Annotated in this window: 18 protein-coding genes and 1 other RNA gene; 12 read left to right on the forward strand and 7 right to left on the reverse strand. The window is 65.5% G+C overall.

The window, feature by feature from the left end:
- Positions 1-171: 171 nt before the first annotated feature.
- Positions 172-1,665, reverse strand: coding sequence for a CoA-acylating methylmalonate-semialdehyde dehydrogenase (locus tag MTX34_RS15190; RefSeq protein WP_243609914.1), 1,494 nt, complete (start codon positions 1,663-1,665; stop codon positions 172-174).
- Between the two features lie 112 nt (positions 1,666-1,777).
- On the opposite strand from MTX34_RS15190, the gene MTX34_RS15195 reads away from it, so the two are divergent.
- The 3 genes from MTX34_RS15195 to MTX34_RS15200 all read left to right on the forward strand — a co-directional run bounded on the left by MTX34_RS15195 (position 1,778) and on the right by MTX34_RS15200 (position 4,005).
- A complete protein-coding gene (locus MTX34_RS15195) occupies positions 1,778-2,674 on the forward strand; it encodes a LysR family transcriptional regulator (protein ID WP_243609915.1) in 897 nt (298 codons plus the stop codon).
- Positions 2,675-2,864: 190 nt separating this feature from the next.
- Complete coding sequence (locus tag MTX34_RS25765; protein WP_256978899.1) at positions 2,865-2,990, forward strand: hypothetical protein; 126 nt, start codon at positions 2,865-2,867, stop codon at positions 2,988-2,990.
- A 46-nt stretch (positions 2,991-3,036) separates the two neighbouring features.
- On the forward strand, positions 3,037-4,005 hold the full coding sequence (locus MTX34_RS15200) for a cobalamin biosynthesis protein (protein ID WP_243609916.1): 969 nt from the start codon (positions 3,037-3,039) through the stop codon (positions 4,003-4,005).
- On the opposite strand, the gene MTX34_RS15205 is transcribed toward MTX34_RS15200, so the two are convergent.
- The 3 genes from MTX34_RS15205 to MTX34_RS15215 are packed head-to-tail and all read right to left on the reverse strand — an operon-like array spanning position 3,946 to position 6,044.
- On the reverse strand, positions 3,946-4,863 hold the full coding sequence (locus MTX34_RS15205) for an SURF1 family protein (RefSeq protein WP_243609917.1): 918 nt from the start codon (positions 4,861-4,863) through the stop codon (positions 3,946-3,948). The genes MTX34_RS15200 and MTX34_RS15205 overlap by 60 nt on opposite strands.
- Positions 4,864-4,881: 18 nt before the next feature.
- Positions 4,882-5,355 carry a low molecular weight protein-tyrosine-phosphatase gene (locus MTX34_RS15210; protein ID WP_243595069.1) on the reverse strand — a complete coding sequence of 158 codons (474 nt, stop codon included), beginning with the start codon at positions 5,353-5,355 and terminating at the stop codon, positions 4,882-4,884.
- Positions 5,352-6,044 (reverse strand): HAD-IA family hydrolase, encoded by a 693-nt coding sequence (locus tag MTX34_RS15215; RefSeq protein ID WP_243609918.1) that lies wholly within the window; start codon positions 6,042-6,044, stop codon positions 5,352-5,354. Before MTX34_RS15215 ends, MTX34_RS15210 begins: the two co-directional genes overlap by 4 nt.
- 55 nt (positions 6,045-6,099) lie before the next feature.
- Here MTX34_RS15215 and cobC point away from each other — a divergent pair, with 55 nt between their 5' ends.
- From cobC to MTX34_RS15245, 6 genes are all read left to right on the forward strand, one after another.
- Positions 6,100-7,137 carry an Rv2231c family pyridoxal phosphate-dependent protein CobC gene (cobC, locus tag MTX34_RS15220; protein ID WP_243609919.1) on the forward strand — a complete coding sequence of 346 codons (1,038 nt, stop codon included), beginning with the start codon at positions 6,100-6,102 and terminating at the stop codon, positions 7,135-7,137.
- A gap of 14 nt (positions 7,138-7,151) precedes the next feature.
- Positions 7,152-8,273: a Nif3-like dinuclear metal center hexameric protein gene (locus MTX34_RS15225; protein ID WP_243609920.1), complete on the forward strand. Its 1,122-nt coding sequence runs from the start codon at positions 7,152-7,154 to the stop codon at positions 8,271-8,273.
- A gap of 106 nt (positions 8,274-8,379) precedes the next feature.
- The gene (locus MTX34_RS15230) at positions 8,380-9,117 is read left to right on the forward strand and encodes a zinc ribbon domain-containing protein (protein WP_243609921.1); all 738 of its coding nucleotides are present in this window, start codon (positions 8,380-8,382) and stop codon (positions 9,115-9,117) included.
- Entirely contained in the window at positions 9,114-10,232 is a 1,119-nt protein-coding gene (locus MTX34_RS15235; protein WP_243609922.1) for a bifunctional RNase H/acid phosphatase, read from the forward strand. Before MTX34_RS15230 ends, MTX34_RS15235 begins: the two co-directional genes overlap by 4 nt.
- Positions 10,233-10,266: 34 nt before the next feature.
- Positions 10,267-10,866, forward strand: a complete 600-nt coding sequence (locus tag MTX34_RS15240) for a hypothetical protein (RefSeq protein ID WP_243609923.1) — start codon at positions 10,267-10,269, stop codon at positions 10,864-10,866.
- Positions 10,867-10,943: 77 nt separating this feature from the next.
- On the forward strand, positions 10,944-11,480 hold the full coding sequence (locus MTX34_RS15245; protein ID WP_243609924.1) for a Uma2 family endonuclease: 537 nt from the start codon (positions 10,944-10,946) through the stop codon (positions 11,478-11,480).
- Between the two features lie 34 nt (positions 11,481-11,514).
- Here MTX34_RS15245 and MTX34_RS15250 read toward each other — a convergent pair whose 3' ends face one another.
- A complete protein-coding gene (locus MTX34_RS15250; RefSeq protein ID WP_243609925.1) occupies positions 11,515-12,765 on the reverse strand; it encodes an SLC13 family permease in 1,251 nt (416 codons plus the stop codon).
- On the reverse strand, positions 12,762-13,286 hold the full coding sequence (locus MTX34_RS15255) for a DUF1697 domain-containing protein (protein WP_243609926.1): 525 nt from the start codon (positions 13,284-13,286) through the stop codon (positions 12,762-12,764). Before MTX34_RS15255 ends, MTX34_RS15250 begins: the two co-directional genes overlap by 4 nt.
- Positions 13,287-13,349: 63 nt before the next feature.
- Here MTX34_RS15255 and rnpB point away from each other — a divergent pair.
- The 3 genes from rnpB (at position 13,350) to MTX34_RS15270 (ending at position 15,466) form a co-directional block, all read left to right on the forward strand.
- Positions 13,350-13,790: RNase P RNA component class A (rnpB, locus tag MTX34_RS15260), an RNA gene on the forward strand.
- A gap of 60 nt (positions 13,791-13,850) precedes the next feature.
- Complete coding sequence (locus MTX34_RS15265; protein ID WP_045194843.1) at positions 13,851-14,033, forward strand: hypothetical protein; 183 nt, start codon at positions 13,851-13,853, stop codon at positions 14,031-14,033.
- Positions 14,034-14,035: 2 nt separating this feature from the next.
- Positions 14,036-15,466, forward strand: coding sequence for an RNB domain-containing ribonuclease (locus tag MTX34_RS15270; RefSeq protein WP_243609927.1), 1,431 nt, complete (start codon positions 14,036-14,038; stop codon positions 15,464-15,466).
- On the opposite strand, the gene pip is transcribed toward MTX34_RS15270, so the two are convergent.
- Entirely contained in the window at positions 15,456-16,412 is a 957-nt protein-coding gene (gene pip, locus MTX34_RS15275) for a prolyl aminopeptidase (protein WP_243609928.1), read from the reverse strand. The two genes, MTX34_RS15270 and pip, sit on opposite strands and share 11 nt — an antisense overlap.

Raw genomic sequence — 16,412 nt, forward strand, 5'->3', positions numbered from 1 at the left:
CTCGACGAGGTCGCCGCGCTACTGAACAACCGCCCCAGAAAAACCCTGGGATGGGATACTCCCCTCGAGGAGTACAACAAACGACTGCTCGTTGCGACGACCACGTGAACCCGTCACGAAGTTCCGCGCACATGCGTCAGCTCTTTTTCGGGGGTCAGCTGTTCTCGGGGCTCAGCTGTTTTCAGGGAAGCCGAGGTTGATGCCGCCGTGGCTGGGGTCGAGCCAGCGACTGGTGACTGCTTTGCCACGGGTGAAGAAGTGGACGCCCTCGGTGCCGTGGGCGTGGCTGTCGCCGAAGAGGGAGTTCTTCCACCCACCGAAGCTGTAGTACGCCATGGGAACCGGGATGGGGACGTTGATGCCGACCATGCCGACTTCGACCTCGTTCTGGAAGCGTCGGGCAGCCCCGCCGTCGTTGGTGAAGATGGCGGTGCCGTTGCCGTACGGGTTCTCGTTGATCAGCCGCAGGGCATCGTCATAGGTGTCGACGCGCACGACCGAGAGGACGGGGCCGAAGATCTCGTCGGTGTAGATGCTCATGTCGGGAGTCACGTTGTCGATAAGGGTGGGGCCGAGCCAGAATCCGTCGGTCCCACCGTCGGGCCGGACGGTGCGGCCGTCGACGACGAGGGTGGCCCCGGCCGCTTCGCCTGCGTCGACGTACGAGGCGACCTTGTCACGGTGCGCCTTGGTGACCAGCGGTCCCATGTCTGCCCCGCGGGTTCCGTCGCCGGTGACCAGCGGGGTGGTGCGCTCGGCGATCTTGGCGACGAGTTCGTCGGCGATGTTCCCCACGGCGACGAGGGCCGAGATGGCCATGCACCGTTCGCCTGCGGATCCGAAGCCGGCGTTGACCATGGCGTCGGCGGCGAGGTCGAGATCTGCATCGGGGAGTACGACGGCGTGGTTCTTGGCCCCGCCGAGGGCCTGGACGCGTTTTCCGTTGGCGGTGCCGGTGGAGTAGACGTACTGGGCGATGGGGGTGGAGCCGACAAAGGATATCGACTTGATCTTCTTGTTCTCGAGGAGTTCGTCGACTGCAACCTTGTCGCCCTGCAGGACGTTGAACACGCCGTCGGGCAGGCCCGCCTCGGCCCAGAGCCGGGCGAGCCAGATGCTCGCGCTCGGGTCCTTTTCGGAGGGCTTGAGTACGACGGTGTTGCCGGCGGCGATGGCGATGGGGAAGAACCACATCGGGACCATGGCGGGAAAGTTGAAGGGAGAGATGATGCCGACCGGTCCGAGCGGCTGACGGATGGAGTAGACGTCGACCCCGGTCGACGCATTCTCGGTGTATCCGCCCTTGAGTAGATGTGCCATGCCGCAAGCGAATTCGACGACTTCCTGGCCACGTGAGATCTCACCGAGTGCATCGGAGAGGACCTTCCCGTGTTCGGCGGTGATGATCTCGGCGAGCTCGTTCTTCCTCGCGTTCAACAGCTCTCGGAACGAGAACAGGATGGAGGTTCGCTTGGCGAGGGAGGTATCGCGCCACGCCGGGAATGCGGCCGCGGCGGCGTCGATGACCGCGCGGGCGTCGCCGGTGTCGGCCAACGCGAGTGTGCCGGTGACCTCGCCGGTCGCGGGGTTGGTGACGGGGGAAGTCCGGTCGGAGGTGCCGGAGTAGGTCTTGCCATCGATCCAGTGCGCAATGACGTCGGTCAACGTTCGATCCTTCCATCGGTGTGTCCCGAGTCTCACTGGTACGGATGCACATGTCAAAGGCCAAAACCGCAGATCGCTGTGCAGAAATGCACACCGCAGATAGTCTCGGTGGGTGTTCAACGCAGACCATCTCCGATACTTCCTCGAAGTGTCGAGGACCGGGCGTCTGACCGACGCCTCGCACACTCTCGGCGTGGACCACACCACCGTCGGTCGGCGCATCACGGCGCTCGAGAAATCGGCCGGGCAGCGCCTGTTCGACAGAACCCCGTCGGGTTGGCGACTCACCGAGGCGGGTCGACGCCTCGTCGGATATGCAGAGACCGTCGAATCGACACTCATCGCCGCCTTCGAGGATCAGACCTCCGACACCGGCTCCCTACGAGGGACCGTGCGCATCGCGGCCCCGGACGGTTTCGGAGCGTTCGTTCTGACAGCGAAACTCGGTGTACTCAGAGACAAGCACCCGGATCTCGACATCGAACTGGTCACCGCCACCGAGCACAACTCGTTGGCCACCAGGGAATTCGATATCGCAATCACATTGGAGCGGCCGTCCCCGAGATTCGTGGAGACCCGCAGGCTGGCGACGTACTCACTCGAGCTCTACGCCACCGAAACGTATCTTGCCACTGGGCCGCCGATCCGTACTGTTGACGACCTGCGAGAGCACACGCTGATCTCGTACGTCGATGCGCTGCTCGATGTCGCACCGCTGCGAATTCTGGACTCGATCCTGCCCGAGGGCCGAGCGCAGATACAGACCAACAACATCACCGGGCAATGGATCGCGGCGAGGTCCGGGGTGGGAATTGCTCCTTTGCCCAGCTACATCGGTGAGCCGGATGAGGCCCTCGTGTCCGTGTTGCCCGGCGTCTTCTCGGTCGAGCGGACGTATTGGACGGTGGTGCCGCGAGAGCTGACCGGTCTGGCGCGGGTGAAGGCCGTGGACGAGTTTCTCCGGTCGGTTGTGATCGACGAGCAGCATCTCTTTCCTGTGCCGCAGTAACTACGGGAGAAGCGCACAGCCCGAGAGTGTCGGTGGCCGTTGATATTTGGACGTTCCGATGAGACGCGCGTCTCGTGATGACGGACACACGTGACGCCGACCTCAAAGAGGTGGAAACCACGAACTTAGGGGTAACAATCTGTTACAGACACATCCGCGCAGCGGATCCACACGAGATTCTGGGGGAATCATGACAATGTTCGTAATGGCAGCCGTCGGCTTCGTGGGAATGGCAATTGCACTGCTCAACGACGGAAGCGACATCGACTTTCGCAACCGTCAGTTGGCTGGTGCCTACCGTCACCGTTGGGCCTGACACTCCGGTGTCCTGATCCGGGTGTGCGCTTGACTAGATTCGAGCGATGCGGACACACCCCCGAGCGATAGGTTTGCTCGTCGGCTACGGCCTCGATCGAGTGTTCGCAGATCCACGACGCTGGCACCCGGTTGCAGGATTCGGCACCACGGCATTGCGCGTCGAACACATCCTCTACCGCGACAACCGCGCCGTCGGCGTCGTCCATTCGGTCGCGCTGATCGGCTCGGCGACTGCGCTCGGCGTTGGGTCGAGTCGAGTGGCCGGACGCCTGGGTGGACCTGCTGAGGCCGCACTGATCGCGGTTGCTACCTGGGCCGCCCTGGGTGGCACGTCCCTGTCCAGGGTCGGCCGACGGATGGCGGATCACCTCGACAACGAAGACCTGGACAGTGCGCGCGCACTGCTGCCGTCGCTGTGTGGACGCGATCCGGATCTGCTCGACTCCGACGGCCTGGCACGCGCCGCGCTCGAATCCATCGCGGAGAACACCTCCGACGCGACGGTCGGTGTTTTGGTGTGGGGGGCTCTGGCCGGTGCTCCGGGGATCTTGGCCTACCGCGCAAGCAACACGCTCGACGCCATGATCGGCTACCGGTCTCCGAAGTATCTGCGCTTCGGTTGGGCCGCAGCGCGAATCGACGACGTTCTGAACTTGCTGCCGGCCCGCGTCACCGGCGTCGCGACGGTAGCGGCAGCGCACTCGGTGCATGGTTCGCCCGCCCGAGCCCTGAAGATGTGGCGACGCGACGCGGCGAAGCACCCCAGCCCCAACGCAGGTGTCGCGGAGGCATCGGCTGCCGGTGCCCTGGGGCTGCAGCTCGGCGGCAGAACGCAGTACCGACACGGCGTCGAGAACAGACCGACCCTCGGTGACGGACCGTCGCCGACAGCACCGGATCTTCGTCGGGCGGTCGCACTGTCGACCCGAGTGCAGGAACTGTCGGCGGTCGCGTCAGCGATTCTTGCCGTAGCGATCGGCCAAGCGAGGATCCGACGGCGTCGTCGGGCGTGATGCCGCGCGCGCCCTGGCTCGCTTTTCGCGGCGGGTGGGCAGCGTGAATTCTTCTTCCTCGTCGGGACCGGCATCGTCTTCGGGATCGGCGTCCGGCTCGCCGGACATCGCGTCCGCGAGTTCGGCCCGTGAATTGCGGCGTTCCCGTATCTCCGCCCGAGCGAAGTACGCCAGGCCCAGCGGTGCCATGATGCCGAACGCCAACCACTGCAGACCGTAGGAGAGGTAGGGGCCTGCGTCGGTCTGCGGTAGTTCGATCAAGCCGAGACCGCCTGGCTGAGCGTCGTCGAGCTGGAGATATCCATCGATGGCGTCGACTCCGACCGCCGCGCCGATCTGTTCCGGGTTGATGTTGTAGACCTGCAGCCGACCGTCGTCCTCGACGGGCTCGCGGGAGGTGCCCTCGGCTTGGCGTACCCGTGCGTTCAGAGTCACTTCACCGGCGGGTGCCGCCTCGAACTCGGGCGCTCTGGTTCCCTCCACCGGCAACACGTACCCGCGATTGACGAGCACGGTGGGACCGCCGTCGATCACGAACGGGGTGATGACCTCGTAGGCGGGCTGATCACGGATGCTGCGCAGCCGCACCAGCACGTCGGAATCGGCGACGTAGGACCCTGGGGCGATGACCCGACGCCACTCGTCCTCGGCCGGGAATCCGTCCGCGGTGAGAATGTCGGAGATCGGCACCGGATCCACATCGACGGATCGGGTGATCAGATCGTTGCGCTCGGACGTCGAGGTGTTTTTTCCCAACTGCCACGGAGCGAGCACGCTGAAGCACAGGAACGCGAAGGCCAGCACCACCGCAGCCAGCACCAACCATTTGGGTCGCAGCAAGAACGCTAACTTTCGCACTCCACCACGGTAGCCGGGTCAGCGAGAGAGGCGAGACCGTGCCCAGTCCAGCATGCCGGGAACGGCGCTTTCGATCTGTTGACGCACCTCGGCGAACGCCGAATCGGACGAGTAGTACGGATCGGCCACCGAGGAGTCGTCGGCGTCGGGATCGAACGACCGCAGCAACGCGACACGATCTGCCGGTGCACCGAGCTGCAGCAGGGCGCGCGCGTGGCCGGTATCGAGCGCGACGATCAGATCTGCCGCCAGATGATCCGGCCCGACCTGCGCCGCCGCATGCTCGCTGTCGTATCCGTGGGCATCGAGCTCGGCGACGGTTCGCGGATCTGCGCCGTCGCCCACGTGCCAACCACCGGTCCCGGCGCTCGAAACACGTACCGCCTCGCCCAGACCGGCGTCGCGCAGATGCCCCGCGAAGACCTTCTCTGCCATCGGCGACCGGCAGATGTTGCCGGTGCACACGAATGTCACATGCAGCGGCTCGTTCATTGCACGGCCGCCGTGTTCTGCTCCAGCACGGTGGCCAGTTCGTCCATGCTCGATGCGGTGAACGCGGCGTCGTCGCTCTCGCCGTCGATGCCGTAGCCCCACTCCACGTACACCGTGGGGATGCCGAACCGAGCGGCACCGTGCACGTCGTGGTCGCGATCACCGATCATGATCACCCCGGCGGTGCCGCCGTCCGCGGACTCCACCGGGTCGATGCCGAGGTTGGTCAGCGAGTGCGCGATCACATCGGACTTCGCCCGTCGGGTGCCGTCGTTGCTGGCACCGCCGATGAACTCGAAGTACCGCGACAGGCCGAAGTGGTCCAGAATCCGTACGGCGAATCGCTCCGACTTCGACGTCGCAACGCCGAGGCGCACACCGCGATCCTGCAAACGTGTCAACACCGTCTCGATGCCGTCGAACGCGGTGTTCTCGGCCCAGCCCCGCTCGTCGTAGCGCTGGAAGTACGCCGCCAATGCGCGCTGCGCCGCATCCTCGTCCAGGCCGAGCCCGCGCAACGTGTCGATCAGGGGTGGTCCGACGACCAGCGACAGCTGTTCCTCGGTCGGTTCGGGAGCCTCCACCGACGCCAATGCATGACGAAAACCGGCGTGAATTCCCGGTGCGGAATCGGTCAACGTCCCATCGAGATCGAACAGGACAACGGACGCGGGCACATCGACAGACATGGTCGAATCCTATCGGTGCGAGCTGTTCGCCGAAGGCGCGGCTACGCTCGTCGCGATGTCCGACTCAGCTGCCGATCCCGATGCGCTACTCCGTCACCACGGAGACGTGGAGGTCGATTCCGGATTCGTCGACTTCGCCGTCAACGTGCGGGGCGACGGTCCGCCGGCATGGCTTCGCGAGCGGCTTGCTGTGGCACTGAGTTCGTTGGGTTCGTACCCGAGCGTGGCCGCCGACACGGCCGCACGAGAGCAGGTGGCCGAACACCACGGCCGCGCACCGGACGAGGTGCTGCTGCTCAGCGGTGGGGCCGAGGGCTTCTCGATGCTGCCGCGGCTGGGGCCCCAGCTCGTTGCGACGATTCACCCGTCGTTCACCGAGCCCGACTGGGTACTGGAGCAGGCTCGCGTCCCGGTCCACCGAATGATCCTGCCGCCGCCTTTCGAACTCGATCCGACGCTCGTGCCCGACGCCGCCGACATGGTGATCATCGGAAACCCGACCAACCCCACGTCGGTCCTGCATCCCCGTGAGGCGGTCCTGAGTCTGCGTGAGTCGGGACGCACGCTGGTGGTCGACGAGGCCTTCGCCGACGCCGTTCTCGGGGCGGGGGAGTCCCTGGCGTCACAAAGCCTGGACGACGTGCTGGTTCTGCGCAGCCTGACGAAGACATGGGCGCTCGCGGGGTTGCGATGCGGATACGCATTGGGCCACCCCGACGTCCTCGCGAGGCTGCAGCACGGCCGCGCCCACTGGCCACTGGGGAGTCTGCAGCTCGAAGCGATCCGCGCCTGCACCGAACCGTTCGCCGTCGAACAGGCACGCGCCGAGTCCGAGCGCATCGACCGCGAACGCACCGCGATGATCCCGCGACTCGAAGCTCTTGGTCTCGACATCACCGGCCCGGCCCGCGCGCCGTTTCTGCTGATGCGCGTCGACGGTGCCGATCTCGTTCGAGAACGACTGCGCACGATGGGTATCGCGGTGCGACGGGCAGATACGTTCCCAGGGCTCGACCGTCACCACCTGCGCGTCGCGGTACGGGACTCGAAGCAGGTCGACATACTGGTGGACGCGTTGAACACCGTTCTGTGAGGAGAGCAGCGAACATGGCAGTGACACTGGCGGACGTCATCGAGGTACTCGACGCCGCGTACCCACCCCGTCTGGCGGAGAGTTGGGACTCGGTGGGCCTGGTGTGCGGAGATCCCGAAGCTGTTGTGCAGCAGGTTGTCTACACGGTCGACGTCACCGATGCAGTGGTCGACGAGGCCATTGCCCGGGGTGCCGATCTCATCGTGGCCCACCATCCCTTACTGCTCAAAGGGGTCGACACCGTCGCGGCCGACACCCCGAAGGGCTCGGTGATCCACCGCCTGATCAAGGCCGACTGCGCGCTGTTCACCGCCCACACCAACGCCGACTCCGCCGATCCCGGGGTGTCGGATGCACTCGCGTCCGCGCTCGGGGTGATCGACACCCGGCCACTCGATCCCATTCCTTCCCCCTCGCACGACAAGTGGGTGGTCTTCGTGCCGACCTCCGACTCGGCCGCGGTGCGACAGGCCATGTTCGACGCCGGAGCCGGGCAGATCGGCGATTACAGCGAAGCGAGCTGGCAGAGTGCGGGTCTCGGCCAATTCCGTCCTGGGCCGAACGCGCACCCGACGCTCGGTGTTCTGGGAGAGGTGCACACCGAGGCGGAGGATCGCATCGAAGTTGTTGCCCCCAAAGGGGCACGTGCTCAATTGCTTTCGGCGATGCGTCGGGCACACCCCTACGAGGAGCCCGCGTTCGACATCTTCGAGTCCGTGGCTCTCCCGTCGTGCACCGGCCTGGGGCGCATCGGAAAGTTGCCGAATCCCATGACACTCGCCGAATTCACCGACGTCGTGCGCGACGCGTTGCCCACCACGACGTGGGGAGTACGCGCCGCCGGAAATCCGGAGGCCACGGTCTCTGTGGTTGCGATGTGCGGGGGAGCGGGTGACTCGTTCCTTTCCGCGGTGGCGGGGACCGATGCCGATGTGTACGTCACCTCGGATCTGCGCCACCACCCTGTCGACGAGCATCTGCGCGCGGGTGGGCCTGCGGTGATCGACACCGCGCACTGGGCGTCGGAGTTCCCGTGGTGTGAGCAGGCACGAGGCATCGTCGACGCCGCATTCGGTGACACCGACGGGTGGAGCAGCCGGGTCACTGACGTGCGTACGGACCCTTGGACGCTGTGACCGGTGAACCCGCGACAGGCGGTCGGAGCCGATCCGGCTTTCTCGGTTTCGAGCAGCCGGTAGGGTTATCCATTACCAACTTCCATAGTCGCAGGAGTCATCAAGCGTGAACGTCGATCCCAAAGTCCAGGCCTCGCTGCTCGAATTGGCCGGTGTGGATACCGAACTCTCGCAGATCGCCCACCGCCGTAAGAGCCTCCCCGAGCAGCAGGAGGTGGACAAGCTCGAGACCGAGCGCATTACCCGCAAGGATGCCGCGGTGACGGTGCAGATCTCGATGGACGACCTCGATCGGGACATTCGCAAACTCGAGGGCGAGGTCGACGCCGTTCGCCAGCGCGAGGCCCGCGACAAGAAGATGCTCGAGAGTGGCACCATCGCCCCGAAGCAGATGACCGAACTCCAGCACGAACTCGGCAGCCTCGAACGGCGCCAGGGGATCCTCGAAGAAGAACTGCTCGAGGTCATGGAACAGCGTGAGGCCAGTGAGCGGGACTACGAGCACGCCGGTGCGCAGCTGACGCAGATCGAAGACGAATTGGTCGACGCGGGCCGTCGCCGCGACGACGCCGTCGCGGACCTCGATGTCGCGGAGAAGCGTAGCGCCGAGCGCCGCGAGTCGTTGGCCTCGGGATTGCCCGCGGATCTGCTTGCGCTCTACGAGAAGCAGCGAGCGCTCACCGGCCGTGGTGCGGCGCTGCTGCAGGCTCGCCGCTGTGGAGCGTGCCGAATCGAACTCGATCGCAACGAGATCGCGAGCATCGCCAACAAGCCCGCGGATGCTTTGATTCGTTGCTCCGAGTGCAACGCAATTCTGGTGCGCACCAAGGAATCCGGAATTTGAGCCCGGTATCGAGGGTCGTCGCCGAGGCCGACGGAGGGTCGCGCGGTAACCCCGGCCCGGCCGGGTACGGCGCTGTGGTGTTCAGCGCCGATCGCTCGCAGGTGCTCGCCGAGCGTCGGGCATCGCTCGGCGTGGCCACCAACAACGTCGCCGAGTACAACGGACTGATCGCGGCATTGACTGCGGCTCGTGATGTCGGAGCTCGCGAGGTTGCCGTCCGTATGGACTCCAAGCTCGTCGTCGAACAGATGTGTGGGCGCTGGAAAGTGAAGCACCCGGACATGATTCCGCTTCAGCGCGCAGCTGCCGAACTGGCTCGCCACTTCGACTCCGTCACCTACGAATGGATTCCGCGCTCGCAGAATTCACACGCCGATGCGCTGGCCAACGAGGCGATGGACGCAGCTGCCGAAGGTGTGGACCTGTCGGAATTGCCCGACGCCGAGCCGGTTGCGAAGAAGACCGAGTCGCCCGGGTGGACCGGCGCGATGGGGGAGCCGACTCGCCTGCTGTTGCTGCGTCACGGCCAGACCCCCATGTCGGTCGACCGGCGATACTCCGGTCGCGGAAATCCGGATCTGACCGAGCTGGGTCGACGTCAAGCCGATTCTGCAGCAACGGTTCTCGGTTCACGTACCGATATCGACGCCATCGTTGCCTCGCCGCTCGCGCGCGCTCAGCAGACCGCCGCAGCGACGGCCGACCGCCTGGGATTGCCCGTCACCACCGTCGACGGTCTCATCGAGACCGACTTCGGCGACTGGGAAGGGCTCACGTTCACCGAGGCCATGGAACGCCACCCCGAGGGCCACAAGGCGTGGCGAGGTGATACCTCCGTCGCACCGCCGAACGGGGAGAGCTTCGACGCGGTGCGCGTGCGCATCGAAGCGACCCGCGACCGGTTGCTCACCGAGTACGCCGGAAAAACCCTGCTGGTGGTCACCCACGTCACCCCGATCAAGATGCTGCTGCAACTCGCACTCGACGTCGGCCCGTCGCTGCTGTATCGACTGCACCTCGACCTCGCGTCGCTGAGCATCGCCGAGTTCTACCCCGACGGCGGGGCTTCGGTGCGATTGGTGAACGACACCTCGCACTTGGCGCGACTGGCCTGATTCTTTCGGAGCATCGAAGGAGGACTCGGTTCGCATGTCCGAGAACGGTGCCCGCGAGCCTGCGGCGGCCCGCTGGATTGTCTTGGCGGCGTTCGCATCGGCCGTTGCCGGTCTGGCAGTCGCATTCGGGTGGCGGTACGGGGTGACGCGGACGTGGATCGATGCGGATTCACCACCGCCTGTGGCTTCGGGTGACACCGGGTACTTCCGCGTGTACGACTACATGCAGTACGTGTCGGGTCCGCCGTGGTGGCCGGTTACGTGGGCCGCTCCGGTTGCCGCTCTTGTGGTCGGCACCGTCGTGTCGGTAGCAATCGGATGGTTCCGTCTCGGCCGAAAGACCGGTCGGCTGACGCTTGTGGTGGCCCCACTCGCGGCGGGAAGCATCGTCGGCGCGGGGGCAGCATGGTGGGCACGAAGCCAACCTCCCGAAATCCGCGTCAGGATGGTCGCGGACCCCAATTTCGACGACCTCGGGCCGACCGGCGCTGCGCGTCTGGACATCTACGGCGGTCCGCCCTTGTTCGACACCATGCATGCGGGTCTGCTGTTGCCGGTGATGGGAGCGGTGATCGGTGCCGCGGTGTTCGGTGTGGGGCTGGCGGTCTTTACGTTCCGCGCACGGCGTGAATGAGACCCGCACCGATCGCGTCGGACCGCACCACGGCCATTGTCGGTGGTGCCAGCGGTGACCACGGATAGACTCCACGAGTGACCGCCGCCAGAGCGCATCCCACACTGCTGTCTGTCGAGCAGTGGCGTGCGCTGGGTGAAGACGATTTTCACGCCGAAATGCAGGAGGGCGTGCCTGTCGTTTCACCGCGTCCGTCGAAAGCCCACGCCCGAATTCTGTTCCGTCTGTGTACACAGCTCGACGGACAACTACCAGAAGGGTTGGAAGCGTTACCGGAGGTCGAGGTTGTCGTCGATTCGGTGACGCCAGCGACGGTGCGGGTACCCGACGTGGTGGTGTGCGCAACCGACTCACCCGAGGCGCTGCACGCCGAAGACGTCGTGCTGGTCGTCGAGGTAATTTCGCCTGGGTCTCGTCGTACCGATGTGGTGACCAAACGCAGCGAGTATGCCGACGCGGGGATTCCCCATTACTGGATTGTCGATCCGGATGCTGCCACGCTCACAACGCTGGATCTGAGTCCTCACGGATACGTCGAGCAGGTTCGTCGAGGGCGGTGCGTCATCGAGGCTCCGGTACCACTGACAATCGATCTCGACGCTGCGCTGAGCTGACGCGACGGTCTGGCCACGAGCCGCGTATCGAGGGTCAAATCTGCAGCGCGAGCCACAAGCCCGCCACGGCACCGACGATGGTCAGCGGTGTGGTGATGACGCCCAGCACGGTGAAGGTTCGCAGATCTGCCGGCTCGTCGTTGGCCGATGCGACGCGTCGCCACAGCATGATTGCCAGCGACCCGACGTAGGTGAGGTTGGGGCCGAGGTTCACCCCGATCACCATGGCCAACAACAACGCCGGGGGAGCGTCGGCCCCGAACGCGGCCAGCAGCAGCAATGTCGCGGGCAGGTTGTTGACGATGTTCGACGCGACCGCCGCGATGGCCGCCGCGGCCAAGAGCGACATGAAGGTGGTGTCGGACGGCAGGATTCGCGCGAGCCAGTCACCGATCGGGCCTGTGGTGACGCCGAGCACGACGATGCCGAGCAAGAAGACGAAGCCGCAGAACGGCAGATCGGCACCGCGCAGAATGGCGCGAGGCGTGGTGCGCTGACCTCGCAGTGCCGGGATTGCGAGTGCCACCGACCCCACTGCCGCCACCCAGAACGGTTCGATGTCGAACAGGCCTGCCACTGCGAAGCCGATGAGTGTCGCGGCGAGGATGACCAGAGTGGTCCGCGGTGCGGGTACGTCGTCGGTCCTGTGTCCGATAGAGGCGTCCGGCGGCGTTGCGGTGCGGCTCAGGTCCTTGCGGAAGAAGATCAGGAACACAGCCAACTCGATGACCACCGCGAATATCCAGGGCAGGGCCATCAGCGCGGTGAAGTGCAGGAAGGTCAGTCCGGTCGCTGCGAAGGCGAGCAGGTTGGTCAAGTTCGACACGGGCAGCAGCGTCGACGCCGAATTGGACAGGTGCGCAGTGGCGTAACTGTGGGGGCGAGCAGACATTCCGAGTAATCGAGCAGCGCCGATGATGGCCGGCGTCAGCAGAACCACGGTGGCGTCGAGACTGAGGACTGCCGTGGTCGATGCGGCTGCTGCGAACACCAGGGTCAGCAGTCTGCGTGGGCTGCCCTTCGCGCCTCGTCGTAGCTTCGCCGCGATCCAGGTGAATACGCCGAGCGCGTCCGAGAGATGCGCCAGGATCAGGATGAACGCCAGGAACACGACGGTGGGAGCGAGTTCGAGTACTTGCTCGCGCGCAGCGTCGAGGCTGACGAGCCCGACGAGCAGAACGATCGCCGCGGCGGGCAGTGCGGCGACGATCTCGGGGAGACCGCGGGGGCGAACGATGGCGAAGGCGAGCACAGCAGCGACCAATGCCGCGGCGAGAACGGTCACGCGAGAATCTTCACGAGCGTGCGAACGTTTCGCGTCGTGGTCGTGGCCTTGTACTTCGCTTTGGCCGTGGCTTTCCCGAACGTGCTGTCGGTGGTGTTGCCCTTGCGCACCTCCCAGTAGAGCACGCTGTTCCCCTCGGCGATCCTTTCGAGCTCGGGGTCGAGTTCGTCTGCAAGAGCGGACAATTCGGTCACATGGCTGTCATCGCTACCGAACACGACATAAGGATGCCAGCCATCCCGTTCGGCGTCGAACGGGTAGGACGCCACTATGGCCCGAAGTGTCGGCACGTCCAGCACGACAACCCAGGCCTGGTAGCCGAACGTCTCGGCCAGCGCGCTCTCCACCTGCGCCTTCACCTCGGCGGTGGTCAGCGGGGAGCCGAGCAGGACATTGCCGGTCGCCAGAACGGTGCGGACATTCGTGAAGCCGGCCGATGTGAGTGCGGTACGGAGATCGGCCATCTTGATGTTGATGCCGCCGACGTTGATGCCGCGCAGCAACACGACCCATTCACTCATGGGAGGAACTGTAGTTCGGTTCCAGGCGGTCGCGGCGAGCCGAGTAGAGTACGCAACTGCGAACGAGTTGGCCGGACGGCTGCGGCTCGGAGGACCGGCGACCGAGTGTCGTCGCGCTTCGAGCCGAGGAAAGTCCGGACTCCACAGAGCAGGGCGGTTGTTAACGGCAACCCGAGGTGACTCGCGGGACAGTGCCACAGAAAACAGACCGCCTGCGGGACGGTTCTTCGGAATCGAACTGCAGGTCAGGGTGAAACGGTGCGGTAAGAGCGCACCAGCATCCCAGGTGACTGGGATGGCTAGGTAAACCCCGCCCGGAGCAAGGTCGAAGGCTGCACCCCGAAAGTGGTGCAGCTGCGCAGGTGCTCGAGGGCTGCTCGCCCGAGCCTGCGGGTGGACTGCTCGAGGTACCCGGCAACGGTGTGCCCAGATGGATGGTCGTCCAGCCGAACCTGCGAAAGCAGGAACGGCAGACAGGATCCGGCTTACAGGCCGACTCGTTCGCACCCACTATTTCTCCCGCAGTCCTCCTGCGGCGTCGCTGCATGGGGCACACTGGAAGTCATGACCGACGACGACACCTCCTGGTACTACGACATCAGCACCAAGCAGGTCGTGCAGGGCAAGCAGACCAACGCCCTCGACCGCATGGGCCCGTATCCGGACAAGGCCACCGCTGAACAGGCGCTGAAGATCGCCGCGGCGCGCAACAAGGCTGCCGATTCCGACGACGACTGGAACAACTGACGGTGCTGCTCACCCGGCTGAGGGCCCCGGGCTTCGACTTCGAGGCCATCAGATCCGAGTTCGCACTCACCGAAGCATTCGACGCAGACGCGATGCGCGAGGCGGTCGAAGCCCGAGACCTGCACGCCGACAGCAGAATCGACCGCACCGACATCCCGTTCGTGACCATCGACCCACCCGGCGCGAAGGACCTCGACCAAGCCGTACACATCGAGAAGACGTCCAACGGCTTGGTGGTGCACTATGCGATCGCCGACGTGGGCGCACTGGTGACGCCCGGGGGAGCGCTCGACACCGAGACCCGTCGACGCGGCCAGACGTTCTACCTTCCCGACGGGTCCGTGCCGCTGCATCCGCGAGAGCTGTCGGAGGGTTCGGGCAGTTTGCTGGAGGGGCAGACTCGCTGCGCCGCGCTGTGGACCATCGAACTCGACGACGTCGGCGAGGCGGCCGCGTGGACGGTCTCCCGCGCGCTCGTTCGGTCGACCGCCCGGCTCGACTACGCCGCAGTGCAAGCCGATGTCGACGCGGGGACACCGCATCCGTCCATCGCAGCGCTGGCCGAGTTCGGGGCCCAGCGCGCAGCTGCAGCCAGACGGCGCGGAGCCGTCGACATCACGCTTCCCGAACAGGAAGTGGTTCCCGACGGGCGGGGTTGGCGCACCGTCCTGCAGCCACGCACTGCAGTGGACGGGTGGAACGCCGAGGTGTCGCTGCTGACGGGAATGTGCGCCGCCAGAATCATGCTCGACGCCGGAATCGGCATCGTGCGCACCCTGCCGCCCGCCTCGTCCGAATCGGTGGACGCACTGAAGAATACTGCCGAAACGCTCGGAATCGAGTGGCCTGCAGGCGCATCCGCCGGTGCCGTACTGGCAGGCCTTCCCACCGACGAGCCGTCGACGCTGGCGATGATGACTCGGGCGACGGGATTGCTGCGAGGTGCGGACTATCTCGCGTTCGACCGTACGACCGACCCCGTCGACGGCGATGCGTCGGTGGAACATTCGGGGATCGGCGCGCCCTATGCCCATGTGACGGCACCGCTGCGGAGGCTGTCCGACCGCTTCGCCACCGAGGTGTGCCTGGCCGTGGTCGCCGGCGCATCGGTGCCGGACTGGGCGGCGCAGGCTCTACCGGAGCTGCCCGCGATCATGCGCGGATCGGATTCTGCGGCATCGAAAGTGGACCGCGCCTGCATCGATCTCACCGAAGCACACGTGCTGAAGAATCGAGTGGGCGACAGTTTCTCTGCTGTCGTTCTGCGCGGTGCCGAGGGCAAACGTGACGCCGAGGTGTTGGTGTCGGAACCCATCGTCCTCGGAAAGTGCGACGGCGAACCACCTGCGGGGGAGTCGGTGACGGTCCGGTTGGCCCGGGCCGACACCGACTCACGCACAGTTGCCTTCGATTACGTACCCGTCACGGCCTGAGACGGTCTGTGGCCTCCACGAGGTGATGCACGATGCCCGGTTCGGCGGCAGAGTGCCCTGCGTCGTCGACGATCACGAGATCCGCTGAGGGCCAAGCCTTGTGCAGTGCCCAGGCGCTCGTTGCCGGGCACACGACGTCGTAACGGCCCTGCACGATGACTCCGGGAATGCCGTCGAGCAGGTGGGCGTCGCGGAGCAGTTGGTTCTCTTCGAGAAAGCAGTTGTTGCGGAAGTAGTGGTTCTCGATACCGGCGAATGCCAGGGCGAACCGTGGATCCGAGTTGTCCTGCACTGCATCCGATTTCGGCAGGAGGTAACTCGTCGCCGCCTCCCAGGTGGACCACGCCACCGCAGCGCGAGTTGCGGCCTCGCGGTCCTCGGACATCAACTGCCGGTGATACGCCTCGACGAGATCGCCGTCGCGTTCGTCCTGCGGAATCGGTTCGAGGAATTTCTCCCACAGATCGGGGAAGAGGTGGCCTGCCCCGCCGCCGTAGTACCAGTCGATTTCGGACGGCCGCACCAGAAATATCCCTCGCAGTACCAGCCCTCGCACGCGATCTCGGTGCGACTGCGCGTAGGCCAGCGACAACGTCGATCCCCATGATCCGCCGAACACCAACCACGTGTCGATGTTCAAGTGCTCCCGGATCTTCTCCATGTCCGAGATCAACCGGTCGGTGGTGTTGACCGACAGATCGGCACCGTCGGCGATGTGGGGTGTCGACTGCCCGCAACCACGCTGATCGAACAACACGATTCGATAGGCCTCCGGGTCGAAGTACCGGCGCTGCAACGGATTGGTGGCACCGCCCGGACCGCCGTGCACGAACACCACCGGTGCACCGTCGGGGTTGCCCGAGACTTCCCAGTAGATCTGTTGGCCGTCACCCACATCGAGGTGTCCGGTCTCGAGAGGCGCGATCTCGGGGTAGAGGGTCCGCAT

The organism is Rhodococcus sp. ARC_M5 (assembly GCF_022810405.1).
Classification (GTDB): Bacteria; Actinomycetota; Actinomycetes; order Mycobacteriales; family Mycobacteriaceae; genus Rhodococcoides; species Rhodococcoides navarretei.